Source organism: Microtetraspora fusca, from assembly GCF_001570365.1.
Taxonomy (GTDB): domain Bacteria; phylum Actinomycetota; class Actinomycetes; order Streptosporangiales; family Streptosporangiaceae; genus Microtetraspora; species Microtetraspora fusca.
Genome location: NZ_BBYK01000051.1, coordinates 166,405 through 190,987, shown reverse-complemented (window position 1 = coordinate 190,987; position 24,583 = coordinate 166,405). Strand labels below are relative to the sequence as shown.

Below are 24,583 nucleotides of genomic sequence, written 5' to 3'. Positions count from 1 at the left end.
GCCGCAGCGTTCTCGGCGAACCAGAAGGCGGCGATGCTCTGACCGGCGATGCCGTTGGCGGCCAGCGGGGCGCTGGCGACGTCACCGGCGGCCTGGGCCGGGGCGGCGAGGCCCGCGGCCAGCAGCCCGGCGGTGGCGACGAGGCCACCGAAGGCGAGAGTGCGCTTCATGGGGAACTCCTTGGGCTGTCGTGGGACGCTTCCTGCGTCCCAGACGTCAGTAAAGGGATGGCCAAAACATACAGCGCGATCTTGCCCTGAGAACCCCTCAAGTCGCCCCTTTGGGGCGATGCGGAGTGGCGAGATCATCCCGTTACTTGGCTGACTCAACGAAAGCCGATTTGTCAGAAGTCGGGCGCTCTTGTTTTCGCTGCTCTTCGCCCTGTCGTGAGATTCTGCGGCCGAGGTCTCCGGGAAGCGGCGCCGGAGCGTCCCGGAAATGATGTGGTGTAGATCACAGCGAATCTGGGGCACCGTATCGACACGAGTCGCGTCTAAGCGCGAACCTCGGTCGATCGCCGTTGTCGTTCCGAATTTGAGTGATCACCCAGTGCGATGGCTTGTGGCCGGGACGGCTCGCGTCATCGGTCCAGACGACGCGGCTGCTGGGTCGTCATTCTGAGCGGAGGCTCATGCGGCTGGGGCGGGGCACGTCATCGTTCGTTTCCTGAAACGCCAAAAAGGCCCGGCCGATGGCCGGGCCTTTCTGAACGAACTAAACGACAGGCTACTTAGTTGCGCGGCGCGGGCGACTCGCTGGCGCGCGGGATCGCCGGCGACTCGAACGGAACGGCGATCGAGCCGGACCAGAGGTTCTTGGCCGCGGAGTAGACGCCGTACAGCTCACCGTCGAAGTACGGCGAGAAGCTGGTGTCGTAACGGTTGTTGCCGTCGGTGTCGGAGACGCCGATGGTCACACCGTTCAGGTAGCCGAGACGGCGGCCGTTGTTGTAGTTCACCAGCCACGCGGAGCCGAGGGCGCCCTCACCGGTGAAGGAGGACTTGGTGCCGACGAGCTCCTCGCCCTTGATGGCCGGGGCCTGGACGGCGAAGGTCTTGCCGTAGGTCCACTTGAGGGTCTTGCCGGTGAAGGCGTAGTTGCCGTCCGGGTGCGAGCCGCTCGGGTAACCGAACACGAAGACCGGCTTGCCGACCTTCTGGTTGTAGGCCAGACCCTGCCCGCCGACGTTGCCGCCCAGAGCACCCGCGTCCTCGAAGGCCCAGACGTAGTACTTGTCGTCCTGCTGGCACCACCACCACTTGCCCCAGTCGAGCTCGCGGAAGGCGCGCGGGAACTTGAGGAAGGTCTCCTTGGAAACCTGCTTCCATCCGCCGGGGTTCTGGTCGAAGGGCTTGCCCCACCGGTCGCGGATCACGCCGTCGTGGAAGAAGTTGAGACCGTTGTAGACGGTGACGAAGGCGTAGTCGCGGTCGGCGTCCTCGTAGACGTCGTAGTCGTAGTGGGTGAAGGCCTGCTTGCCGACGTAGATGCCCCAGGGGGTCTTGCCCTCGTAGTAGCCCGGGATGAACACCCAGTTGTCCATGGTGGTGGCATTGGACTCGGTGTCGTAGACACAGTGTCCGGCCGTGGCGACCAGGTTCTTGTACGCGGACTGCACCGAGGTCGCGGTGCACCAGTGCGGCTTGCCGTCGGCACCGGTGAAGAACACCTTGCCAGTGGTCTTGGGCAGGTTCACGTTCTTCGACTTGGCGACGGCCTTCTTCTCGTCGCCGATCGCCGGCACGACACCCGGCTTGCTGTCGGGAGCCGGGCCGCCCTTGGAGACGTGCTTGGCGACGACCTTGGTCTCGACGTTGTACGGGGTGGCGCCGATCAGGTTGGCCGCGTTGTTGGCCTTCCAGTAGGCGGCGACCGCGTACGCGGAGATGCCGTTGTTGGCCAGGGCGTCGGTCGCGACGTCGCCGGCGGCCTGAGCCGGGGCGGCGAGGCCCGCGGCCAGCAGGCCGGCGGTGACGACGAGGCCACCGAAAGCCATAGTGCGCTTCATGGGGGAACTCCTTGGTCTGTCGTGGGGCACCTCTTGTGCCCCATGCGTCAGGAAAGGGATGCCGAAAAGATAGCGCAGTCGATCAACGTAAGAAAGACATAAAGAGGGCTTTCGGGAAGGTCTAACTGCCTTTCTTGGAGGGTGACACGATGAAAGAGCCTGTGTCGTCTGATCGCCGCGAGGAGGGCGGCATATTTGCGCAGACAGCGGCCTTTCGAAGTCGTTCTTCCTGGTCTTGTCGTCCTGCCGCAAAGGCTTTTGTCAGCGAGCGTGTGTGATGCGAATCACACATTCACTCGGCTCATTGTCGGAGCCTGGAAAGCGTCATAGTCGGACGCTGTAGCTTTGTTATCAGGACTGGTTTACCTCGTGGTCCGGAAACTTTTATAGAAAATGACCGGTGGTCGTAGCCGATGTCCCGGACCTGCTGAGTGGTGTTGACTGGGGATCGGTCGCCGAGTTCGGTAGCGGATGGTGTTCTAAGGAGCCGTCGGAAATCGGGCTCAATAAAACGAAAGGGCCCGGCTGAATAGCCGGGCCCTTCGATGAAGCGAGGGTGAGAGCAGGGTTTGGACCCCTGCTCTCGTTAGACCGCTGTGTTTCCGCGGAGCGGAGACTAGGCGATCGAGCCGGACCAGAGGTTCTTGGCCGCGGAGTAGACGCCGTACAGCTCACCGTCGAAGTACGGCGAGAAGCTGGTGTCGTAACGGTTGTTGCCGTCGGTGTCGGAGACGCCGATGGTCACACCGTTGAGGTAGCCCAGGCGGCGGCCGTTGTTGTAGTTCACCAGCCAGGAGGAGCCGAGGGCGCCCTCACCGGTGAAGGAGGACTTGGTGCCGATGAGCTCCTCGCCCTTGATGGCCGGGGCCTGGACCGCGAAGGTCTTGCCGTAGGTCCACTTGAGCGTGTGGCCGGAGTAGGCCTGGTTGCCGTCGGGGTGCTGGCCGCTCGGGTAGCCGAAGACGAAGACCGGCTTGCCGACCTTCTGGTTGTAGGCCAGACCCTGCCCGCCGACGTTGGCGCCCAGGGCACCCGCGTCCGCGAACTTCCACACGAAGTAGTGCTTGTTGCCCTTCTCGTCGCGAGCGACGCGGCGGCCCCAGCCATACTTGTAGAAGTCGGCCTTCTTGTACGCCTCGTAGGTGGCCTCGTCGACCTCCTGGAGGCCGCCGTACGTCTTGAGCTCCTCGTACTTGCCGTCCTCGGCCAGGTCGCGGAGACCGGCGAAGCCGTCGTGGGGGAACTTGATGCCGTTGTAGACGGTGACGAACGCGTAGTCGCGGTCGCCGTCCTCGTAGACGTCGTAGTCGTAGTGGGTGAAGGCCTGCTTGCCGACGTAGATGCCCCACGGGGTCTTGCCCTGGTAGTAACCCGGGATGAAGACCCAGTAGTTCAGCGTCTGCGCGTTGGACTCGGTGTCGTACACGCAGTGACCCGCGGTCGCGACCAGGTTCTTGTAGGCCGCCTGGACCGAGGTGGCCGAGCACCAGTGGGCCTGCTTGTCGGCGCCGATGAAGAACACCTTGCCGGTGGTCTTGGGCAGGTTGACGTTCTTCGACTTGGCGGCGACCTTCTTCTCGTCGCCGATCGCCGGCACGACACCCGGCTTGCTGTCGGGAGCCGGGCCGCCCTTGGAGACGTGCTTGGCGACGACCTTGGTCTCGACGTTGTACGGCGTGGCGCCCTTCAGGGCAGCCATGTTCTCGGCGAACCAGAAGGCGGCGATGTTCTTGGCGCCGATGCCGGTGGCGGCCAGCGGGGCGGTGGCGACGTCACCGGAGGCCTGGGCCGGGGCGGCGAGGCCGGCGGCCAGCAGGCCGGCGGTGGCGACGAGGCCACCGAAGGCGAGGGTGCGCTTCATTTGGGGAACTCCTTGGGCTGTCGTGGAACGCTTCTTGCGTCCCATGCGTCAGTAAAGGGATGGAGGAACCATACAGCCGGCCGAGTCCCCTTAAAACCGACATAAGCCGGCATTTCTCGGTGGGTTAGGTCACCTCGTTGAGCCCGGTCTGGTCGGCCGCCCTGTGACCGAGGCGAGGCCGTAGATATCGCCGCAGCTAGATGATCCTGTAGCCCTCTTCGCTGCGGCATGTCCGCCTATTTCGCTACTCCGGCCCCGCGGTCGCCATGTGACGTAAATCACACAGCGTGGACTCAGGTTGGGCCTTTCGTCTCGCCGCTTCTGACCCATCCAGACAGGTCTGTCAATGCGCTGAGCTGCACTTCGGTGAACTGGCATTGACATTCAGCTGTCATTCAGGCTCGGTCCGCCGCCTGACGGTTCCGCCCCATTCCAAATGTCGCAGAATGCCACTAAACGGACAGCGACGCCTTGCGGCTGGGGGAGGTTTACCGGCCAAATCTAGAAATTTCATGAAAAAAGGGCCCGGCTTGGGAGCCGGGCCCTTCTCTCGCGTCAGGTGTCAGGCGATGCTGCCGGACCAGACGTTCGCGGCGGCCTTGTAGATGCCGTAGAGCTCACCGTCGAAGTACGGCGAGACGCTGGTGTCGATCCGGTTGTTGCCGTCGGTGTCCGCGACACCGCTCGTGACGCCGTTCAGGTAGCCGATGCGGCGCGCGCTGCTGTAGTTGAGCAGCCAGGCCGAGCCTGAGGAGCCCTCACCGGTGAAGGAGGACTTCACGCCCACCAGTTCCTCGGCCTTCACCTCGGGCGCCTTGGCGGCGAAGGTCTTGCCGTAGCTCCACTTGAGGGTCTTGCCGGAGTACGCGTAGTTGCCGTCCGGGTGGGACCCGCTCGGGTAGCCGAAGACGTAGACGTTCTTGCCGAGCTTCTGGTTGTAGGCCAGGCCCTGGCCGCCGACGTTCTCGCCGAGGCTCCCGACGTCGGTGAACTTGACGACGTAGTACTTGCCGCCCTTCGACTTGCGGATGTACGGGCTGTACTTGTCGTAGGTGGCCTTGTTGACCTCCTGCCAGTTCCACTCCGCGGTGTCGAACCAGCTCGTGCCCGAGCCGGCCTTGATGCCGTTGTAGACCGTCACGAACGCGTAGTCGCGGTCGCCGTCCTCGTACACGTCGAAGTCGTAGTGCGTGAACGCCTGCTTGCCGACGTAGATGCCCCACGGCGCCTTGCCCTGGTAGTAGCCGGGGATGAAGACCCAGCGGTTCAGGGTGGCCTTGTTCGACTCGGTGTCGTAGACGCAGTGGCCGGCCGTGGCCACCAGGTTGCGGTACTTCGCCTGCAGGGACGTGGCCGAGCACCAGTGCGGCCGGCCGTCGGAGCCGGTGAAGAACACCTTGCCGGTGGTCTTGGGCAGGTTCACGTTCTTGGACGTGCCGGATCCGCCCTTGCCGATCGGCGAGACGAGGCCGGGCTTGCTGTCCGCGGAGGGGCCGCCCTTGGAGATGTGCTTCGCCACCACCTGGGTCTCGTACGGCGAGGCGTTGACCAGATTGGCGGCCTTCTGATTCAGCCAGAAGGCGACGACGTTCTTGGCGGCGATCCCGCTGGCGGCCAGCGGATCGGTAGCCGTGTCACCAGCGGCCTGAGCGGGGGCCACGAGCGTGCTGCCGATGAGGCCGGCCGCGGCGAGACCCCCGAGAGGGAGGACCAGGCGCTTGACTCGGGTGTTCATGGAGCTCCTTGCGCTGTCGATAGACGGGGGAACGTCACATCTGTCAGTAAAGGGATGGTCAAAACACTACATGCGAGATCTTGCGGTTCCCGGCCACGTTGAGGACGGTTTCTCCGGTGGAATCGCCGTGACGTTTCCGTGATTTTCCACAACAGGTGTCATTTGCGAGATCATTTCGTGATGTATGTGCAGGTGATCGGCCGGTGACGATCCGGGGTTTCGGTCATGGTCTCGAGATCATTTCGCTCGGCTATGTGACGTAAATCACACAAGCCGCGCGGCACCGATCGCCTGAAGATCACGTCTAATTTGCCCGGAAAAGGAAGGAATTCCTAACCCAAGAGGTGGCTCTTCCATCCGCCCGGGAACAGCCCCTGCGGCTCTGTCGCGCCGCGGGGCTCATGGCAGGTCCTGGTGGGCGTGCTCGCGCCGCGGGGCTCATGGCTGATCCTGGAGGCACACCACAGCAGGCGGTGTGTACCGGAGCGGCTCCGCGTGCCGGCTGACGCCGGTGCTGCGGGGGCGAAGTGGCGTGGCGGCGGAGAAGCTCCGGCTGTGCCGCGGAATTCGCCGGCCGCCCGATCGGGGCGGCGCGGCGGGAGACGTCAGGAGGTGGCCTGGCGCGCGGCCTGGAGATAGACGCGCTGGGTGACCGTGTTGAAGTACGGCGTGGAGACGGCGTCGACCTTCCCGTCCCCGTTCAGGTTCCAGGTCAGGCTGGTCACGCCGTTGATCCAGCCGGTGTGCTTGACGCTGTCGTAGCCGATCACCCAGGGGCCGCCGCTGGCCCCGGAGGTGAAGCCGCAGCCGGCTAGCCGCACGCCGTGTTCGAGCTGCCAGGTGGGTGCGCTGACCGTCTTCTTCTCGGTCGCGTTCGAGCAGGTCTTGAGCTCCTGCCCGTTGTACGGCCGGCTCCCGTCCGGGTGGGCGCCCGCGGGATAGCCGAACACCTGGACATTCATGCCGGTGCCCTTGTTCCAGGCGAAGCGGAACGCGCCCACCCGGTCCTCAAGGGACCCGACGGGGACCGAGCGGTACTTCGCCTGGCCCGCCTCGGTGTACGGCTGCCAGGTGAAGCCCGGATAGACGGTGACGAACGCGTAATCCCGGTCGAAGTCGCCCTGCCCCTGGAAGTCCTGGTGCATGTAGAGCGTGTGTCCGACGAAGATGCCGGCGCTCGTCGCTCCGTTGGCGTACGACGGGATGAAGATCCAGTTCTCGACCGGCTTGTCCCTCGCGAGGGAGTAGGCGCAGTGTCCCGCCGTCGCGACCAGGTTCTTGTACGCCGAATGCACCGCCGACGCGGAGCACCAGTACTCCTTGTCGTCGACCTTGAAGAAGACCTTCCCCACCATGGGCGGGGAGCCGGGAGCGGGGGCGGTCGCCGGGGCGTTGAGGGGGGCCGACGCCTCGCCCATCTCCGCCGCCGACGTCGTGGCCGAGGTCGTGGGGGACGGCTTGGACTTCGGCTCGTAGCTGCTCGCCCGCTTCAGTCGATCCGGGCTCCAGTACTGCGCGACCTTGAGCATGTCCGCCTGGGTGGCGGCCAGGGCGTAGGAGCTGACATCACCCTTCAGGGACTTCGGCGGCACGGACGCGGCCACCGCGGCGGCGGGCGTGGCGGGCACCGGGACGGAGAGCACGGCGACAGCGCTCGCCGCGGCAAGGCCGCCGACGAGGCCGGATGTGAGTCGCCGTAGCACTGTCTGCCTTCCTTCTTGGGTGGTAAGGGGTGATTTTTCCAGATCAACATGAAATACGCGAAGCTTCGTGACCTGGTCGTTATGAAACTGATGGAACCGATGGGATTCCCGAGACGTCAGATTTGCCCGGCGGTGCGGAGTGGACGCTTGATCCGAGGGGGTCGGCCGGACAGGCTGTCGTCAGCCGAATCCGGGGGATTGATATGAGGCCACTTCTTACACTTCTCGCCTTCACAGCTGTCGCGATCAGCCCTGCGGGCGCCGCCGCCGCCACCGTCCCACCGCCGTGGGAGCCGAACATCAACGCCGACATGCCGGTCAGGATCCACCCCATGAAGGCGCGGACCAAGGCGCTGGTGGTGACCGTGGCCAACGGACAGTCCGGGACGCAGCCCCAGCGCTACGCGTTGCTGAGCTGCTCATCCGAGCGACGAGGCACGCACCCGGCGCCGGACAAGGCGTGCCCGATGCTGGAGAAGGTCGGCGGGGACCCGGCCCAGCTCCAGCCCGACCCGGCCGTCGCGTGTCCGATGCTCTTCCAGCCGATCACGGTAACGGCTTCCGGGATCTGGAACGACGCCTACATCAAGTTCGAGCGCACGTACGGCAACTCCTGCCAGCTCCGCGCGGCGACAGGGGCCGTCTTCGCCTTCTGAGCGAGCCGCCGTGCGTGAAAGGGGTCCGGCACCGCCCGCCGGGCCCCTTCGCCGTGCTCGGGGGGCCACCCCCTTTCCCGGTGTCGCGGCCCGCCCGAGCGGGAGGCATACGCGATCTTGGTAGATGAGCGGAGTAATGTTCGGGCATGTTCGCCGTAACCGCCACTCAGACCGATCCTGACAACCCTCTCAAGGGGCTGACGCTCGGTGAGCGCCCCGATCCCACGGTCCCCGACGGCTGGACCACGGTCACCGTCAAGGCCGCGGCCCTCAACCACCACGACCTGTGGACGCTCAAGGGCGTCGGCATCCGCCAGGACCGCCTGCCCATCATCCTCGGCTGCGACGCCTCGGGGCTGGACGAGAACGGCAACGAGGTCATCGTCCATTCGGTGATCGGGACTCCTGTGAACGGGGACGAGACGCTCGACCCCCGGCGCTCGCTGCTCTCAGAGGTTCACGACGGCACCTTCGCCGAGAAGGTGACCGTCCCGAAGCGGAACCTCGTGCCCAAGCCGGCGGCGATCTCCTTCGAGGAGGCCGCCTGTCTGCCCACCGCATGGCTGACGGCCTACCGGATGCTGTTCGACAAGGCCGCGCTGCAGCCGGGATCGACGGTGCTGGTCCAGGGCGCGGGCGGGGGCGTGGCGACCGCGCTCATCGCGTTGGGACGCGCCGGCGGCTTCCGGGTCTGGGTCACGAGCCGCTCCGAGGAGAAGCGGGCGCGGGCCCTCGAACTCGGCGCGGACCAGGTCTTCGAGAGCGGGGCCAGGTTGCCCGAGCGGGTCGACGCGGTGATGGAGAGCGTCGGTGCGGCGACGTGGGACCACTCGCTCAACTCGCTGCGGCCCGGCGGCCGGATCGTGATCTGCGGTGCGACCAGCGGCCTGGTCGCGCCCACACAGCTCGCCCAGGTCTTCTTCCTGCAGCGCTCCATCGTCGGCTCCACCATGGGGACGAGGGAGCAACTGGCCAGGCTGGCGATCTTCCTGGAGCAGACCGGCGTCCGCCCGATCATCGACCGCGTGCTCCCGCTCACGCAGGCGGAGGAGGGGTTCGCCGCCATGCACGAGGGCGACGTCTTCGGAAAGATCGTCTTCACCGTGTGATCCCTCGGTCCGCGCTCGGCCCGGGAGATCTCCACCCGCGCGCGGTCCCTTCGTCGGCGATCCATCTGTCTGCGGTCCGTTCACGGGAGATCGGCCCGTACGCGGGCCGCCGGGAAGTGATCCGTTGGATGGGGAGGGGCGTTCCCGAGGAGGCGGTACGGCGTGATCAGGCCGCGGATGGCCGCTTTCGGGGACGCCCCGTTCCCGCTCCCCGGTGTGCGGAGAGCCGGGTGGGGGAGCGGCGTAGCCGCTCACCTGGACGCTGAGCAGGCCCGCTGGGGGGCGCGCGGGCAGGAACGGGTTGCGCCAGCCGTACATGGCGGCGCTCAGGGACGGAGCGTGTCGCGGATGCGGGCGGCGGCCTCGTCCAGGATCGACCGGCACTCGTCGAGGGCGCGCTCGCTGATCTCGCCCTGATGCGCCTCGCGCTGGACCTGCGCGACGAACTCGGCCAGCATCTGCCCGAACTCCGCGTCCGCCCTGCCGCGGGACGGAGGCGGACCTCCGAGGGACCAGGTCTCCGCCCAGATGCGATCCCATTCACGCTGCCAGCGTTCGGCCTCGGCGCGCCACTGCTGCTTGTGGCGCTTCCACTCCTCCTTCTGCTGCTGGCGCTGGCGCTTCCATTCGTCCTTCTGCTCGCGCCAGACGTCGTGGCTCTCCCGCCTGCCGGTCTGGTTGATGTCCTTGGCCATCTGGGTCAGCTCGTGCCGCAGCGAGCGGACCGTCTGGCGGACGTCCTCCTTGACCTCGCGAGCGATGTCCTGGACCGAGGCGGTGATCTCCTGCTCCAGCTCGGCCAGCTCGTCGAGGCGGCTGTTCAGCTCCGCCCGGCCCTTGTCGGTGAGCGTGAAGACCTTCTTGCCGTCCACCACCTGGTGGGTGACCAGGCCCTCCTCCTCCAGCCGGGCGAGCCGGGGGTAGATCGTGCCCGGAGACGGCGAGTACACCCCGAGGAACCGGTCCTGGAGCAGCCGGATCACCTCGTAGCCGTGCTTGGGGCTCTCTTCGAGCAGCTTGAGCAGGTACAGCCGAAGCCGGCCGTGCCCGAAGACGGGACTCATGCCCACTCTCCGTTCCGGTGGTTCGCGGATTCCTTGCTGAGCAGTGTGACGTCACCGGAGACCGTGGTCGCCGTGAGCGAGGCCATGCCGCCGCCGAGCCGTCCGGTGAGCGTCCTCGCTCCCGGCCGGTTGTGGCTCTCCAGGTGTGGGAACGCCGCGTAGAGGTCGCCGGAGGCGGAACGGAACGCCACGTCGGTGTCCACCGTCTGCGGGAGCCGTACGACGATGTCGCCGGACACGCTGTTGAGCGTGACGTGGCCGGTGGGGGCGAGTTCGAGGTCGGCGGTGATCCGGCCGGAGACCGTGTTGGCGCGCAGCCGGTGCGGCGCCCCATTGGCGACGGTCAGCTCGCCCGAGACGCTGGTGAACGAGAGGTCGCCGGCGAGGCCGCGGCTCTCCACCGAGCCCGACACCGTCTCGGCGCTCACGTCGCCGGTCACGCCGTCCAGGACGATCTCGCCGGAGACGCTCTTGACGTTGGTACGCCCCTCGAAGCCGGCCACGACCGCGGACGCCGAGATCACGCCGACCTGCACCGGGCAGTCCTTCGGCACGGTCAGCGTGGCGACCGTGACCCGCTTCCCGGGGCGCAGCCAGCCGAGGATGCCGTCCCAGGTGAGGTCCTTGTACGCCACGGTGAGCCGGCCGTCCTCGTCGTGCGTGACCACGAGCGGCGGGGTGCCGGCGTCGCTGACCTCCAGCGTCGGTGGGCCGTCGCTGGCGAGCACGGCCAGCCGCCCGGCCACGATGCGCACGCTCAACTGTGACACCGGCCCGAACGTGAGCTGCTCGGGTTTCTCGATCATCCACTGGGACATGGCTCCGCCTTTCGACGTGACGTTTTCGCCGCCCTTGTGGGACCGGCGACCAACCCTCACAAGACACGATATGTCGTGTCTGCCGAAAGTCAAGATGTATCGCGTTTCGTCGCCTCCGTCGGAGCCGGACGCTTACCCGAAATCCGTACCGCGTCCGCGGCCCGGCCGGATCGGTCGGGCCGCGGATCCGTCCGCCGAATGTCCTATTCGTCCTCGTCGTCGAGGCGGGCGAGCCAGGTGGCCAGCCGCTCGATCGGGGTCTCGAATTCCGGATTGAGATCGACGAACTCGCGCAGCCGCTCCGCCAGCCAGCCGACGCTGACCTCCTCGCCGCCGCGCCGGTCGGAGAGCTCTTCGATGCCCCTGTCGGTGAAGTACATGTACCTCGCTCCTGATCGTCTCCATAAAGGGGAAGTCCCCCGCGGACCGGCCGTGGGGGACTTCTCTCGGGATGCCGTGGGCCCGGAGGCCCGGACGGTCAGCCGAAGATCTCCTTGTTGATCGCCTCCAGCTCGGCGTCGTGCGTCGAGTGCGAGCCGGTCGCCGGCGACGAGTTCGCCGGACGGGAGACCCGGCGCAGCTTCCGGCCGTCGAACAGCTCGGGCCGCTCGGCCATCTTCAGCGTGAGGTACGGCCACGGGCCCATGTTGACCGGCTCGTCCTGCGCCCAGATCAGCTCGGCGCTGCCGGAGTAGCGCGACAGCTCCGCCTTCAGCGGGTTCTCCGGGAACGGGAAGAGCCGCTCGATGCGGACGATCGCGACGTCGGTCCGGCCGGACTTCTCCCGCGCGTTGACCAGGTCGTAGTAGACCTTGCCGGAGCACAGGACCACCCGGGTGACCGCCGCCGGATCCACCGTCGTGTCGCCGATGACCGGCCGGAACGAGCCGGAGGTGAACTCCGACGTCGCCGAGGCCGCGCCCTTGTGCCGCAGCAGCGACTTGGGCGTGAACACGATCAGCGGCCTGCGCCGGTTGGACAGGACCTGCCAGCGCAGCAGGTGGAAGTAGTTCGCCGAGGTGGTCGGCTGGGCGACGGTCATGTTGTCCATCGCGCAGAGCTGGAGGTAGCGCTCGATCCGGGCCGAGGAGTGGTCCGGACCCTGGCCCTCGTAGCCGTGCGGCAGCAGCAGCACGACCGACGACCGCTGGCCCCACTTCTGCTCACCGGACGAGATGAACTCGTCGATGATCGACTGGGCGCCGTTGGCGAAGTCGCCGAACTGCGCCTCCCAGGCGACCAGGGCGTCGGGGCGCACCACGCTGTAGCCGTACTCGAAGCCCATCGCCGCGAACTCGCTGAGCAGCGAGTCGTAGACGTAGAACTTCGTGGTGCCGTGGTTGAACGCCTTCAGCGGGGTGTGGTCCTCGCCGGTGACCCGGTCGACCAGGACGGCGTGCCGCTGGCCGAACGTGCCGCGGCGGGAGTCCTGCCCGACGAGACGGACGGGGTGGCCGTCGATCAGCAGGCCGCCGAAGGCGAGCGCCTCACCGGTCGCCCAGTCGATGGCGTCGTCGGTGACCATCGTGCCGCGGCGCTGCAGGATCGGCGACAGACGCGGGTGGACCGTGAAGCCCTCGGGCAGGTTGAGCTGGGTCTCGATGACCCGCTTGACCGTCTCCTCGGAGATCGCGGTCTCGGTGTCCTCGTGCGACCACGGGATCACCTCGTCCGCCGGCGGCTTGACGACCGCGCCCGGCTCCAGCGGCTTCTTGGCCGCCTCGCGGGTCTCGGTGAACGCCCGCTCGAGCTGGTCCTGGTAGTCGCGCAGCGCCTGCTCGGCCTCTTCGACCGTGATGTCGCCGCGGCCGATCAGGGCCTCGGTGTAGAGCTTGCGGGTGGACCGCTTGGCGTCGATCAGGTCGTACATCAGCGGCTGGGTGAACGAGGGGTTGTCCGTCTCGTTGTGACCGCGGCGCCGGTAGCAGACCATGTCGATGACGACGTCCTTGCGGAACGCCTGGCGGTACTCGTACGCGAGCTGGCCGACCCGGACCACGGCCTCGGGGTCGTCGCCGTTGACGTGGAAGATCGGCGCCTGGATCATCCGGGCGACGTCGGTGGCGTACACGGAGGACCGCGAGCTGGCCGGGCTGGTGGTGAAGCCGACCTGGTTGTTGACCACGATGTGGACGGTGCCGCCGGTGCGGTAGCCGCGGAGCTGCGACAGGTGCAGCGTCTCGGCGACCACACCCTGGCCGGCGAACGCCGCGTCGCCGTGCACGAGCACCGGCAGGACGGTGAAGCCCTCCTCGCCGCGCTCCAGCAGGTCCTGCTTGGCGCGGACGACGCCTTCGAGGACCGGGTCGACCGCCTCCAGGTGCGACGGGTTGGCCACCACCGAGGCGGTGATCTTGCTGCCGTCGGGGGCGACGAAGTCGCCGGTCGCGCCGAGGTGGTACTTCACGTCGCCCGAGCCGTGCGCGCTGCGCGGGTCGATGTTGCCCTCGAACTCGCCGAACACCTGGGCGTAGGACTTGCCCACGATGTTGGCCAGCACGTTGAGGCGGCCGCGGTGGGCCATGCCGATGACGACCTCGTCCAGGCCCTCGGCCGAGGCGGCGCTGATCACCGAGTCGAGCAGCGGGATCAGGGACTCGCCGCCCTCAAGGGAGAACCGCTTCTGGCCGACGTACTTGGTCTGCAGGAAGGTCTCGAACGCCTCGGCCGTGTTGAGCCGGCGCAGGATGTGCAGCTGCTCGTCGCGGTTCGCCTTGGCGTGCGGCTTCTCGATCCGCGCCTGGATCCAGGCCCGCTCCTCGGGGTCCTGGATGTGCATGTACTCGATGCCGACGGTGCGACAGTAGGTGTCGCGCAGCACGCCGAGGATGTCGCGCAGCTGCATCAGCGGCTTGCCGCCGAAGCCGCCGGTGGCGAACTCGCGCTCCAGGTCCCACAGCGTCAGGCCGTGCGACTTGATGTCGAGGTCGGGGTGCTTGCGCTGGCGGTACTCCAGCGGGTCGGTGGCCGCCATGAGGTGGCCGCGCACCCGGTACGCGTGGATGAGCTCCAGGACACGGGCGGACTTCGCCACGTCGTCGTCGTGGGTGGCGGAGATGTCCTGGACCCAGCGGACCGGCTCGTACGGGATCTGCAGCGACTCGAAGATGTCGTCGTAGAAGCCGTTCTCGCCGAGCAGCAGCTGGTGGATCCGGCGCAGGAAGTCACCCGACTGGGCGCCCTGGATGATCCGGTGGTCGTACGTCGAGGTCAGCGTCATGACCTTGCTGATCGCCAGGCGGTTCAGCGTGTCGACCGAGGCGCCCTGGTACTCGGCCGGGTACTCCATCGCGCCGACGCCGATGATCGTGCCCTGGCCGGGCATCAGGCGCGGCACGGAGTGGACCGTGCCGATCGTGCCGGGGTTCGTCAGGGAGATCGTGGTGCCCTGGAAGTCGTCCACGCCGAGCTTGCCGGCGCGTGCCTTGCGCACGACCTCCTCGTACGCGACCCAGAACTGGCGGAAGTCGAGCGTCTCGGCCGCCTTGATCGACGGGACGAGGAGCTGGCGGGTGCCGTCGGCCTTCTGCACGTCGATGGCGAGGCCGAGACCCACGTGCTCGGGCTTGACGAGAACCGGCTTGCCGTCCACCTCGGCGTAGGAGTAGTTCATCTCCGGCATCGACTGCAGCGCCCGCACGATGGCGTAGCCGATCACGTGGGTGAAGGAGATCTTGCCGCCACGCCCGCGCTGGAGGTGGTTGTTGATGACGATGCGGTTGTCGATCAGGAGCTTCGCCGGGACGGCGCGCACGCTCGTCGCCGTCGGGATCGCGAGCGACGCCTCCATGTTGAGCGCCGTGCGGGCCGCGGCGCCGCGCAGCTTCTCCTCGGCGGCCCCGGCCGGGACGGGCGCGGGAGCGGCCGCCTTCTTCTCCGGCTTCTCGGCCTTGGCCGGCGGCGCGACGGGCGCCTTCGCGGGGGAGGGGGCAGGGGTGGGAGGAGCGGTAACGGCGGTGGCGCCGGTGGCCGCGGGGGCCTTCCCGGTTCCGTTGTAGTCAGCGAAGAAGTGCCACCACGCCTTGTCCACTGACTCGGGATCCTGCAAGTACTTCTGGTACAACTCGTCGACAAGCCACTCGTTTTGCCCAAAGCTTGCCAGCGGGTTAGTCCGCGACGACTCAGACGACACGGCGGAAATCGCCCTCTTCCGCAGATCGGCGTTGATGATAGAGAACTCGTCCAAGGCTACTCGCCTGGGACAGGGGGTGCGCCCGTCCGGCCGCAGGTCCCGGCCTATCCTCCCAGGACTGACCAAAGAGGTCACGTCCGGGTAGCCCATCTGGGTGGTGAACCGATCCTTACCGCATGGTCATAACGGTGTTACCGGACCAGACGGGACTCGATCCGAACACCGGGAGTGATCTCCTCCAGCCGCGCCGTCAGCTCGTCTCCGGCGGTCGTCAGCTCGTCCAGCGAGAGCGGCTCCAGGCGTTCGAGGAGGAACAGGGCGTCCACGGTGTCCTCCGTGATGCGGGTCCGGACGCACTGCCGCCAGTTCCACCTGCGGCAGGTGACACCCTCGTCGTCCCGCCAGACGACCTCGCCGATGCCCGGGTCGCCGAGGACCTCGTCGGACGGCTCGTCGCCCGCGGCCCGCACCAGGCGCGCCGCGCCCCGGTAGTGGGCCAGGTCCTCGCCGCCGATCGGCAGGCCGTGCCGTACGGACACGGCGTTGTAGGCGTCGACCACCAGGTTGATCTCGGGGAGCGGCATCCGCCTGATCAGCGCGTCCACCGAGGGGCGGGTGCGCTGCGGCTTGGCGCCGAACGTGCGGTAGGCCGCCCGCCACGCCTCGATCTTCGGGTCGTCGAGCTCGGGCGCCGTCTCCGCCGCCGCGGCCAGCCAGCCGCACGACCGCTCGTCACTTGGGCCGTTGCCCAGGCCGTACGCGCAGACGGCCAGGACGGCGAAGTCCGGTCGCAGCTCGCGGACCGCCTCGTCCACCCGGATTGCCTCGATCATGCGGTACAGCCTATGCGCCACAACACGTCCCGCCCGCCGTACGGCCGCCGCCCCGCGGACGAGGCGGCGGCCGGGCCGGAGGATCAGGCGCAGGCGGCGCCGTTCAGGGTGAACAGGTCGGGGACGGGGTTGGCGCCGGGGGCGGCGACGCCGTTGAAGCCGAACGTCACCGACTGGCCGGGGCGGATCTTCCTGTTGTGGGACTCGTTGGCGGCGGTGACGGTCGCGCCGCTCTGGGAGACGACGGCGTTCCACTCGTGGGCGATCGTCTGGCCGCCGAGGAAGGACCACTTCAGCGACCAGCCGTCGATCGCCCCTGCGCCGGTGTTCTTGATCGTGACCTGGGTGGTGAAGCCCTGCGGCCACGATCCGTGGATCGTGTAGTCCACCTTGCACGTGGGCGGGGCCGGCGGGGCGCCGTCGCCCTGGTCGGCGACGAACGCCGAGATCCACGCGAGGGGCGCGTTCCAGTTGATCGTCAGCTCGTTGGTGGACCACGACTCGATGTCGTCGATGTAGCAGAACTGCGGCTTGCAGCCCTTCAGCTTCGCCTGCGCGACGGGGTCCTGGACTCCGGAGTTGGGGCCTCCGGCGAGCGTCCCAGACGGCGGGTTCGGCAGATCGGCGTTCAGCGAGTGGGCGTACCACCGGCTGTGCTGGTTCTTCGAGGCCACCTCGCCGTAGCCGGTGACGTACGACTGGTTGAGGGCGTTGCGGCCGAGGAGGTAGTCGACGCCCCGCAGCACGCTGTCGCGGTATTTGAGGTCGCCGGTGATGTCGTACGCCGCCGCGATGACGATCATGTTGTTGAGGACCAGGGCGTTGGATCCCCAGTCGTAGGTCGGCGGGTCGTACGGCACGCCGTACGGGTGCGCGTTCTGGGTGGCGAGGTACTTCTCCGCGCCGGCGACGACGGACCGGCGGACGTCGGCGCGGCCGGGCAGGTCGTTGGGCACGGTCGCGAGGTCGAGGCGGCCGAGCTGGGCGGTGTGGCCCCAGTCGAAGCCGCGTTCGCCCCAGATGTCGGCGGTGTGGTGGGGTGAGGCGAGGACGAAGTCCCGGAACTCCTTCTCGCCGGTGGTGATGTAGAGCTCGGCCGCGGCCCAGTAGAACTCGTCGCTGACGTCGGGGTCGTCGTAGGTGCCGCCGCCGACGCCGTCGGAGGGCGAGGCGAGGATGCCGGGGTGGGCCTGGGCGGCGGCCCACGCCTTCTTCGCCGCGCTCAGGTTGCGCGCCGCGAACGCGGCGTCGTACGGGGCGAAGACCCGGGCGGCCTGGGCGGCGGTGGCGGCGAGGTTGAGCGTGGCCGCGGTGGACACGGGGTGGAGCTCCCGCTTCTGCGGGTCGAGGTGCGGCAGCAGCGGCAGGCCGGTCCAGTTCTCGTCGTGGATCTTGTGATGGACCATGCCGTCGGGGCGCTGCATCTTCAGCAGGAACTCCTGCTCCCAGCGGGCCTCGTCGAGGATGTCGGGCACCGCGTCGCCGCTCTCGGGGATGTCGAGGCCGCCGACGGACGCGGCGATGGGCGCGTTCTTCGTGCGCTCGAACTCGCCCATGAGCTGGGCGACCGAGATTCCGCCGTTGACGACGTACTTGCCGTGGTCGCCCGCGTCGTACCAGCCGCCGGAGACGTCCAGGGTGTAGTCGCAGACGCCCGGCCGGCACGGCACGGCGGTGTCGCCCTGGTTGGGGGAGACGCCCGCGTGCCCGGCGGGCCTGCCGTACCCGGGGCGCAGCTTGTCGTCGATCGCGATCCCGCTGCGCTGCGTGTAGTAGAACTTCAGCGCGTCGAGCTTCAGCTTCCGGTACGCGCCGCCGCCGATGTCGAACGGGCGGCTGGTTTCGCCGTCCGCGCTCAGCGTGTAGCCCTCGCCGGCCGTGCGGTACGCGCTGAAGTCGATGGTGTGGACGTTCTGGCCTGAGCTGCCGTCGACGCCGCGCGGGGTGGTGCGGCCCTCGGCCACGATGGCGCCGTGCGCGTCCTTGAGCCGCCACGGGAGCGCCTCGGTCGCCTCGGTGACGAGGGTGGCGTTCTTCGGCCCCTTGGGCAGGTAGGCGACCTGGTTCACCCGGACACGCGGCCCGGTGTCCGGGGTGTAGACCTCGGGCTCCGCGCCGCCCTTGAGCGACACGTCGTCCAGACAGAACTGCCAGGGTTCGGCGCTGCCGCCGAGCTGGAAGGCGACCTGCCCGTTCGGGAGGTCCACCGGCGAGGTGAACGTGTAGGCGTACGTGTTGCCCGAGACGCTCAGCTCGGGGTTGGCGGCGAGGTACTGCGTGTACGGATCGACGGGGAGCTGGACCAGCGCCTTGACGACCTTGCCGGGCGTGGCGGAGGCGAAGAAGCCGAAGGCGTAGGTCTCGTCCTTGACCAGCGGGATGTCGTTGATCCCGATGATCGCGTCCCACGGGTTGACGGTGCCGCCGGGGACGTCGGCGCACAGACGCCCGCCGTCGAGCTCGAACATGAGGTTGCCGGTGTGCCACCAGGGCTCGGCGGTGGTGTCGAAGGTGCCGTTGGGGATCTGCTCGGGGCCGTCGGCGAGCGCGGGGACGCCGGCGAGGCAGGTCGCGGCCAGCGCCGCCGCGGCGAGGATGCTGAGTCGTCTGATCACTGGGGATCCTTGGGGGAGTGTGGGAGCGCTCCCAGTGGGAGCGCCTCGATGGTCGCCCGGTCTCTCCTTCGTCGTCAACGATCAGCGGCCGGCCCCGTGCGATGAGCCGCTTCACGCCCGGATGTCCGTGAAAGTTTCAAGAATCACAAAGAGATATTTGCAAAGTTCTCTTTGTAATGTTAGAACCGGAAGCGTGAACGACTCCTTCCACGTCACCGATCCACGCGCGCTCAAGGCCGTGGCCCACCCGCTGCGCGTCCGCCTCCTCGGCGCGTTGCGGAGCCAAGGGCCCGCCACAGCCACCGAGCTGGCCGCCATGTTCGGCGAGAGCTCCGGCTCGACCAGCTACCACCTGCGCCAGCTCGCCAAGTACGGCTTCGTCGAGGAGGACAGCGAGCAGCGCGACCGGCGCGAGCGCCGCTGGCGGGCGGTCCACGCGTACACGTCGTGGAGCAACACCGAGCTGGCCGGCACGCCGGAGGGGCGCGAGGCGGTCGCCTTCATGCGCCGCAGGCAGCTCGAGGTGCTCAGGTCCACGGTCGAGGTGTTCGACCGGGACAGCGCGTCCTGGAGCCCGGAGTGGATCGAGGCGGCCGGCATATCCGACGACATCGCGCGGCTCACGCCCGCCTCGGTCGCGACGCTCTACGCGCGGGTCTCCGCCATGGTCAAGGAGCTTGAGGAGCACGACAAGGACGCGCCCGACACCGAGCGCGTGTCCGTGTTCGTCAGCGCCCACCCGGTGCGCGGCTATGTGGGGTGACGTGGTGAGTGCCGCGAGCGCGCGGCGGCGGTACGCACTGGTTCAGTTCCTGATGTGGCTGCCCCCGGGGCTCATGATGGCGCCGATGGTGCTGCTGATGTCCGCCCGGGGGCTCGACCTGGGCGAGATCGGCCTGGTGGGGGCGGTGTACTCCGTCACCATCGTGGTGCTGGAGCTGCCGACCGGCGGGCTCGCCGACGTCGTGGGGCGCCGCACGGTGCTCGCGGTCGGCACCGGCTTCAGCGCGGTCGGCCTCGTCGTGATGGCCCTGGCCGACTCCGTGTGGTTGTTCTTCGTGGCCTCGCTGTTCAAGGGTGTCGCACGGGCGCTGTCCAGCGGCCCCGCCCAGGCCTGGTACGTCGACGCGCTGCACGCGGCCGAGGGGCCGGACGCCGATCTCAAGCCCGGCCTCGCCGTGGGGTCCGCCGCGAGTTCGACGGCCCTGCTCGGCGGGGTGCTCGCGGGCGGTCTCGTGCCGCTGGTTCTGCCCGGCGACGAGGTGCTGCGGCTCTCGGTCCCGGTGTGGTGTGGCGCGGTCGCCGCGGCCGCCGCGCTCGTCGCGGTCGTCGTCGCGATGCCGGAGCCGCGTCGCTCGACATCGCGCGGCGGCCCCGCGCGATCGCGCGCGGCGGCGCGGTTGGGGGAGATCCTCACGGACGTCCCGCTGACGATCCGCGACGGCTTCCACATGGCGGTGCGCGACCGGGGCTTGGCCCGGCTGCTGCTGGTCTCGGCGGCGGGCGGGATGATGCTGGCCGCCATCGAGACGCTGACGCCGGTGCGGCTGGCCGAGCTCACCGGCCGGCTGGAGTCGGGGAGCACGGTCTACGCGTTCGTGGCCGCCGTCGGCTTCGCCGCGAACGCCGTCGGGAGCTCGGTCGCCCCGCTCGTGGCCCGGCTCCTCCGCACGTCCACCCGCGCCGCGGTCGCCGCGATCGCGGTGGCCGCCGCGTCGCTCGGCGGGCTGGCGGCGTCGGTCGCGCTGTCCGGCACGGCGGGCATCGTCGCGGCGGGCGTGGCGTACTTCCTCGTCTTCGCGGCGCTCTCCGTTGAGGAGCTGGTCCGCGGCGAGCTGATCCATCTGCGGGTGGAGTCGGCCCGGCGGGCCACGGTGATGTCCGTGGACTCCCTCCAGCTCCAGTTCGGCGGCCTGCTGATCACGCTCGGGCTCGGCCCGCTGACCACCGGCCTCGGCATCGGCGGCACCTGGGCGGCCGTGGCCGTCCTGATCCTCGTCTCGTCCCTCCTGTTCGTACGGCTCCCGGCCCACCGGGTGGCCGCCGTACCGGCCCCGACTAGAACTTGATTCGGTAACCAGGGCAGAATCTTTCCGGCGAAAGGGGCAGAGCCGATGAGTAAGCCGATGGTGACGGCGGCGAACGAGCAGCAGCGTGCGGCCTGGAACGGAGGGGCGCTGCCCGAAGTGGAGCGGGTGCGTCCCGGGCTCTGGTCGATCCCGGTGCCGATCCCGATCAACCCGCTGCGGTACGTCCTGGTGTACGCGATGGAACTGCCGGACGGCGTCGCGGTCATCGACGCGGGGTGGAACACCGACGAGGCGTACGAGGCGCTCTCCGCGGGGCTCGGCGTGGCGGGATACGCGGTCACCGACATCAAGGCCGTGCTGGTGACGCACATCCATCCGGACCACTACGGCCTCGCGGGACGGCTCAGGGAGGCGTCCGGCGCGTGGATCGGGCTGCACCCCGAGGACGCCCGGCTGGTGCGCGACCGCTACGACGAGCCGGGCATCCAGGAGCTCGCGGACCGGGGGCGGGAGCTGCTGCTCCGCTGTGGCGTGCCGGACCTGACGGCCCAGGAGCTCGCCGGGGCGTCGATGATGATGCGCAACTACGTCTCGACGGCCGTGCCGGACCGGCTGATCGAGGACGGCGAGCGCCTCGACCTGCCCGGCTGGAACCTGAAGGCGCTCTGGACGCCGGGACACTCGCCGGGTCACCTGTGCTTCGTCGAGGCCGACCGCAAGCTGCTCTTCTCCGGTGACCACGTGCTTCCCCGCATCACACCGAACGTGGCCGTCCACCCGCAGTCGGCGGCCAACCCGCTGGCGGACTACCTCGACTCGCTGCGGAGCGTCGGCAAGCTGGACGTGGACGAGGTGCTGCCCGCCCACGAGTACCGCTTCCTGGAGCTGTCGGAGCGGGTGGACTACGTGATCGGTCACCACGAGGAGCGGCTCGCCGAGGTCGAGGCCGTGCTCCAGGCGGCGGACGGCGTGACCTGCTGGGAGCTGGCCACCCGCCTCACCTGGTCGCGACCGTGGGAGACGATCCCGCTGTTCATGCAGCGCTCCGCGACCAACGAGACCCTTGCCCACCTGGTCTGGCTGGAGGCCAGGGGGCTGGCGACCCGGGTCGCGGGAGAGCCCGACGTGTGGCATTCTATGTAAAGCTAGTAGGAAATGTCTCCGGCCTTGACGAGGTCCTGGCCGCCTGGGGGACCAGGTGGTGCCGCAGCTCGTCCTTCCCTCAGGAGGTGACCGCGTGACCGTCGCGCCGGAAATCCCCGACGGCGGCGGCCGCTCCCGGCTCCGGCTTGTCGGCCGCGGCGACGGTCCGGCGGAGGCGGCAGAGCCGGCCGCCGGGGGCGTCGGCGGCGAGGAGTTCCGCCGGGCGCTCGCCGTCCACGCGGCGGGGGTCGTGGTGGTCACCGCGTTCGCCGAGGGCGAGCCGGTCGGTCTGACCGCCACGTCGTTCTCCTCGGTGAGCCTCAGTCCGCCGCTGGTGTCGTTCTATGTGGCCCGGTCCTCGACGACGTGGCCCCGGTTGAGGCTCGCCGCCGACTTCGCCGTGAACGTGCTCGCGAGCGACCAGGCCGACGTGGCCGCCCGCTTCGCAACGAGGGGTGTGGACCGGTTCGCCCACCCGACCCGATGGACGGAGGGGCGGTACGGCGTGCCGCTGCTCGACGACGTCGTCGCGCACCTGATCTGCCGCGCCGACCGCACGGTCGAGGTCGGCGACCACATCCTCGTGGTCGGCCTGGTCAGGGCCACGGCGGTCGAGGGGACCGGCCGGCCGCTGCTCTACCACCAGGGCAGGTTCGGCCGCTTCCTGGCACACTGACGTCGGCCGTCCGCGTGCCCCGTCAGGCGAGCCGTACGGTGCCGCGTCCGACGGCGAGCGGCAGGTCGAGGACCGTGCGAATGCCCGGCGGCGCGGCGCACACGGAGGCGATCGAGTTGACGGCGTGCGCCGCCGCCCCGGCCAGGCCGTGCTCCACCTCGTCGATCGTCACGGCCATCGCGGGACGGCCCTGGATGTGGACGGCGAAGCCCGGCGGGGCCCAGCGCGACACCCGCGTGGCGTCCGCCTTGTAGACGCATTCGGTGGTCATGAAGGGCCGCCCCCTGACCAGGCCGCTGAAGACCCACCGGGACGCGCAGACCGTGCCCGGCCGCACCACGCCCGCGGCGATCTCGAACTCGTCGGCGGCCAGGGCGTACTCGTCGTTCTCCTCGACGTCGTCGAGATCGACGCCGAGCGCGTGCGCGACGAGTTGGACGCTCTCGGAGAACAGCGCCCGCTGGAACGCCCGGAACGGCCGGACGGTCGCGGCGTAGTCCTTCGGCTCGCGGGCGAACCCGATCAGGTCCGTCACGATCTGGCGGGACGGATGACCCCGGTAGTCGGACGACTCGCGCACGTAGATGTGGTCGATGCGGCCGGACAGCCCGGTCAGCGCGAGCGGCAGCAGGTCGCTCATGAACCCGGGGTTGATGCCGGTGCCGTGCAGCGACGTCCCGCCGCGCGCGCACGCCGCCTCCAGCCGCTCGACCAGGTGCGGGCCGTGCGCGCGGGGGTAGACGAATCCGGCGGTGGTGATGACGTTCTTGCCGGAGGACAGCAGGGCGCAGACGGCCTCCACGTCGCTCGTCGGATCGCCGCCGAAGTAGGCGGCGGGGAGCGGCATGTGCAGCACGCAGTCGGCGTCGAGCGCGAGGATTTCGTCGACGTCGTCGGTGCACCGGACCCCGGTGGCGCCGAGGCCCACCAGTTCCCCCGCGTCGACCCCGACCTTGTCGGGGTCGTAGACGAGGACCCCGGCCAGCTCGAAGTATGGCCTGCTGATCACATCGCGGAGCGCGTACCCCCCGACTGCGCCGGTGGCCCACTGGACCACGCGCAGCGGCGGAGATGAGGGCATCGGGGGCCTCCCGTCAGGTGTGCCGTCGCTTTCACCCATGCCCGTACGGGATCAAGGACTATAGCAGAAATTTACTCGGTCGATCACTATCTGCAACGGCGGATTGTCGTCTGATGTCCCTTACGGGAGGGGGAGTTATTGTTTGCACGGGCACCAGAATGTTGTTCTCTTTCGAAGGGCGGGACGGGATGTCCGATCTCAGGTTCGACGGGAAGGTCGCCATCGTCACCGGCGCGGGCCACGGGCTCGGCCGCTCGCACGCGCTCCTGCTCGCCGAGAGGGGCGCGAAGGTCATCGTCAACGACCTCGGCGGCGCCCTCGACGGCAGCGGCGCCTCGACCGGCCCGGCCGCGGAGGTCGTCGAGCTGATCACCAAGAACGGCGGCGAGGCGGTCGTGAACGCGGACAGCGTCGCCACCCCGGAGGGCGCCCAGGCCGTCGTGCGGGCCGCGCTGGACGCCTTCGGCCGGATCGACGTCCTCGTCAACAACGCCGGCATCCTGCGCGACAAGTCCTTCGGGAAGATGACCGTCGAGGACTTCGACGCGGTCATCGCCGTCCACGTGCGCGGGGCGTTCCTGGTGAGCCGGGCCGCGTTCCCGCACATGAAGGAGCAGGGGTACGGCCGCATCGTCAACACCTCGTCACCGGCGGGCCTGTTCGGCAACTTCGGCCAGGCCAACTACTCCACCGCGAAGATGGGACTGGTCGGCCTGACCAAGACGCTCGGCATCGAGGGCGCCCGTGCCAACATCAAGGCCAACGCGATCGCGCCACTCGCCTGGACGCGGATGACCGAGACGCTGCTCCCGGCCGAGTTCGAGGCCAAGTTCACCCCGGAGCGGATCAGCGCGCTGGTGGCCTACCTCGCGCACGAGAGCTGCGAGACCAGCGGAGAGGTGTTCTCGGTCGGCGGCGGCCGGGTCGCCCGCGTCTTCGTCGCCGAAGGCCCCGGGTGGCGGGACGACGCGATCACCCCCGAGTCGGTGCGCGACAACTGGGAGGCCGTCATGGCCGAGCAGCCGTACCTCCAGCCCACCACCCTCGGACAGCAGGCCGGCGCCTCGATGCAGGCGATGCTTTGACGCGCTCCCCGGCCTGAACTGAAGGCCGGGGATT

General features: G+C 68.8%; 18 protein-coding genes. 7 read left to right on the top strand and 11 right to left on the bottom strand.

Features of this window, described 5'->3' with window-relative positions; translation table 11 throughout:
- Positions 1–730: 730 nt before the first annotated feature.
- The 4 genes from AWQ68_RS41160 to AWQ68_RS21655 form a co-directional block, all read right to left on the bottom strand.
- Entirely contained in the window at positions 731–2,008 is a 1,278-nt protein-coding gene (locus AWQ68_RS41160) for a trypsin-like serine peptidase (RefSeq protein ID WP_084464261.1), read from the bottom strand.
- Positions 2,009–2,624: 616 nt separating this feature from the next.
- Complete coding sequence (locus AWQ68_RS21665; RefSeq protein ID WP_066942991.1) at positions 2,625–3,869, bottom strand: trypsin-like serine peptidase; 1,245 nt, start codon at positions 3,867–3,869, stop codon at positions 2,625–2,627.
- Positions 3,870–4,431: 562 nt separating this feature from the next.
- Complete coding sequence (locus AWQ68_RS21660) at positions 4,432–5,604, bottom strand: trypsin-like serine peptidase (protein WP_066942989.1); 1,173 nt, start codon at positions 5,602–5,604, stop codon at positions 4,432–4,434.
- 605 nt (positions 5,605–6,209) lie between these two features.
- Complete coding sequence (locus AWQ68_RS21655; protein ID WP_066942987.1) at positions 6,210–7,307, bottom strand: trypsin-like serine peptidase; 1,098 nt, start codon at positions 7,305–7,307, stop codon at positions 6,210–6,212.
- A 203-nt stretch (positions 7,308–7,510) separates the two neighbouring features.
- Between AWQ68_RS21655 and AWQ68_RS21650 the strand changes: the two genes are divergently transcribed.
- Together AWQ68_RS21650 and AWQ68_RS21645 are read left to right on the top strand one after the other, a co-directional pair.
- Positions 7,511–7,963: an SSI family serine proteinase inhibitor gene (locus AWQ68_RS21650; RefSeq protein ID WP_084464260.1), complete on the top strand. Its 453-nt coding sequence runs from the start codon at positions 7,511–7,513 to the stop codon at positions 7,961–7,963.
- A gap of 146 nt (positions 7,964–8,109) precedes the next feature.
- The gene (locus AWQ68_RS21645; RefSeq protein ID WP_066942982.1) at positions 8,110–9,072 is read left to right on the top strand and encodes a zinc-binding dehydrogenase; all 963 of its coding nucleotides are present in this window, start codon (positions 8,110–8,112) and stop codon (positions 9,070–9,072) included.
- A gap of 326 nt (positions 9,073–9,398) precedes the next feature.
- Here AWQ68_RS21645 and AWQ68_RS21640 read toward each other — a convergent pair whose 3' ends face one another.
- The 6 genes from AWQ68_RS21640 to AWQ68_RS21620 all read right to left on the bottom strand — a co-directional run bounded on the left by AWQ68_RS21640 (position 9,399) and on the right by AWQ68_RS21620 (position 18,534).
- Positions 9,399–10,136 (bottom strand): PadR family transcriptional regulator, encoded by a 738-nt coding sequence (locus AWQ68_RS21640; RefSeq protein WP_066943024.1) that lies wholly within the window; start codon positions 10,134–10,136, stop codon positions 9,399–9,401.
- Positions 10,133–10,954 (bottom strand): DUF4097 family beta strand repeat-containing protein, encoded by an 822-nt coding sequence (locus AWQ68_RS21635; RefSeq protein ID WP_066942981.1) that lies wholly within the window; start codon positions 10,952–10,954, stop codon positions 10,133–10,135. Before AWQ68_RS21635 ends, AWQ68_RS21640 begins: the two co-directional genes overlap by 4 nt.
- Positions 10,955–11,157: 203 nt before the next feature.
- Entirely contained in the window at positions 11,158–11,334 is a 177-nt protein-coding gene (locus AWQ68_RS43615; RefSeq protein WP_169808964.1) for a DUF6104 family protein, read from the bottom strand.
- A 98-nt stretch (positions 11,335–11,432) separates the two neighbouring features.
- Complete coding sequence (locus AWQ68_RS21630) at positions 11,433–15,086, bottom strand: multifunctional oxoglutarate decarboxylase/oxoglutarate dehydrogenase thiamine pyrophosphate-binding subunit/dihydrolipoyllysine-residue succinyltransferase subunit (protein WP_066943022.1); 3,654 nt, start codon at positions 15,084–15,086, stop codon at positions 11,433–11,435.
- A 191-nt stretch (positions 15,087–15,277) separates the two neighbouring features.
- On the bottom strand, positions 15,278–15,919 hold the full coding sequence (locus AWQ68_RS21625; RefSeq protein ID WP_066942979.1) for a B3/B4 domain-containing protein: 642 nt from the start codon (positions 15,917–15,919) through the stop codon (positions 15,278–15,280).
- 83 nt (positions 15,920–16,002) lie between these two features.
- The gene (locus tag AWQ68_RS21620; RefSeq protein WP_066942977.1) at positions 16,003–18,534 is read right to left on the bottom strand and encodes a glycoside hydrolase family 9 protein; all 2,532 of its coding nucleotides are present in this window, start codon (positions 18,532–18,534) and stop codon (positions 16,003–16,005) included.
- 193 nt (positions 18,535–18,727) lie between these two features.
- On the opposite strand from AWQ68_RS21620, the gene AWQ68_RS21615 reads away from it, so the two are divergent.
- From AWQ68_RS21615 to AWQ68_RS21600, 4 genes are all read left to right on the top strand, one after another.
- Positions 18,728–19,297, top strand: coding sequence for a helix-turn-helix domain-containing protein (locus AWQ68_RS21615; protein ID WP_066942975.1), 570 nt, complete (start codon positions 18,728–18,730; stop codon positions 19,295–19,297).
- A 4-nt stretch (positions 19,298–19,301) separates the two neighbouring features.
- A complete protein-coding gene (locus tag AWQ68_RS21610; protein ID WP_169808963.1) occupies positions 19,302–20,603 on the top strand; it encodes an MFS transporter in 1,302 nt (433 codons plus the stop codon).
- Between the two features lie 45 nt (positions 20,604–20,648).
- Positions 20,649–21,707, top strand: a complete 1,059-nt coding sequence (locus tag AWQ68_RS21605; RefSeq protein WP_245656025.1) for an MBL fold metallo-hydrolase — start codon at positions 20,649–20,651, stop codon at positions 21,705–21,707.
- Between the two features lie 94 nt (positions 21,708–21,801).
- Positions 21,802–22,383, top strand: a complete 582-nt coding sequence (locus tag AWQ68_RS21600) for a flavin reductase family protein (RefSeq protein ID WP_245656024.1) — start codon at positions 21,802–21,804, stop codon at positions 22,381–22,383.
- A gap of 22 nt (positions 22,384–22,405) precedes the next feature.
- Here AWQ68_RS21600 and AWQ68_RS21595 read toward each other — a convergent pair whose 3' ends face one another.
- Positions 22,406–23,464 carry an NAD(P)H-dependent amine dehydrogenase family protein gene (locus tag AWQ68_RS21595; protein WP_066942969.1) on the bottom strand — a complete coding sequence of 353 codons (1,059 nt, stop codon included), beginning with the start codon at positions 23,462–23,464 and terminating at the stop codon, positions 22,406–22,408.
- 188 nt (positions 23,465–23,652) lie between these two features.
- On the opposite strand from AWQ68_RS21595, the gene AWQ68_RS21590 reads away from it, so the two are divergent.
- Positions 23,653–24,549: an SDR family oxidoreductase gene (locus AWQ68_RS21590; protein WP_066942967.1), complete on the top strand. Its 897-nt coding sequence runs from the start codon at positions 23,653–23,655 to the stop codon at positions 24,547–24,549.
- The last annotated feature ends 34 nt before the right edge of the window (positions 24,550–24,583 follow it).

Excerpts from the sequence above, each read along its gene's own strand:
- AWQ68_RS41160 (WP_084464261.1), bottom strand. The coding sequence starts at position 2,008 with ATGAAGCGCACTATGGCTTTCGGTGGCCTCGTCGTCACCGCCGGCCTG.
- AWQ68_RS21665 (WP_066942991.1), bottom strand. The coding sequence starts at position 3,869 with ATGAAGCGCACCCTCGCCTTCGGTGGCCTCGTCGCCACCGCCGGCCTG.
- AWQ68_RS21660 (WP_066942989.1), bottom strand. The coding sequence starts at position 5,604 with ATGAACACCCGAGTCAAGCGCCTGGTCCTCCCTCTCGGGGGTCTCGCC.
- AWQ68_RS21650 (WP_084464260.1), top strand. The coding sequence starts at position 7,511 with ATGAGGCCACTTCTTACACTTCTCGCCTTCACAGCTGTCGCGATCAGC.
- AWQ68_RS21645 (WP_066942982.1), top strand. The coding sequence starts at position 8,110 with ATGTTCGCCGTAACCGCCACTCAGACCGATCCTGACAACCCTCTCAAG.
- AWQ68_RS21640 (WP_066943024.1), bottom strand. The coding sequence starts at position 10,136 with ATGAGTCCCGTCTTCGGGCACGGCCGGCTTCGGCTGTACCTGCTCAAG.
- AWQ68_RS21635 (WP_066942981.1), bottom strand. The coding sequence starts at position 10,954 with ATGTCCCAGTGGATGATCGAGAAACCCGAGCAGCTCACGTTCGGGCCG.
- AWQ68_RS43615 (WP_169808964.1), bottom strand. The coding sequence starts at position 11,334 with ATGTACTTCACCGACAGGGGCATCGAAGAGCTCTCCGACCGGCGCGGC.
- AWQ68_RS21625 (WP_066942979.1), bottom strand. The coding sequence starts at position 15,919 with ATGATCGAGGCAATCCGGGTGGACGAGGCGGTCCGCGAGCTGCGACCG.
- AWQ68_RS21605 (WP_245656025.1), top strand. The coding sequence starts at position 20,649 with ATGAGTAAGCCGATGGTGACGGCGGCGAACGAGCAGCAGCGTGCGGCC.
- AWQ68_RS21595 (WP_066942969.1), bottom strand. The coding sequence starts at position 23,464 with ATGCCCTCATCTCCGCCGCTGCGCGTGGTCCAGTGGGCCACCGGCGCA.
- AWQ68_RS21590 (WP_066942967.1), top strand. The coding sequence starts at position 23,653 with ATGTCCGATCTCAGGTTCGACGGGAAGGTCGCCATCGTCACCGGCGCG.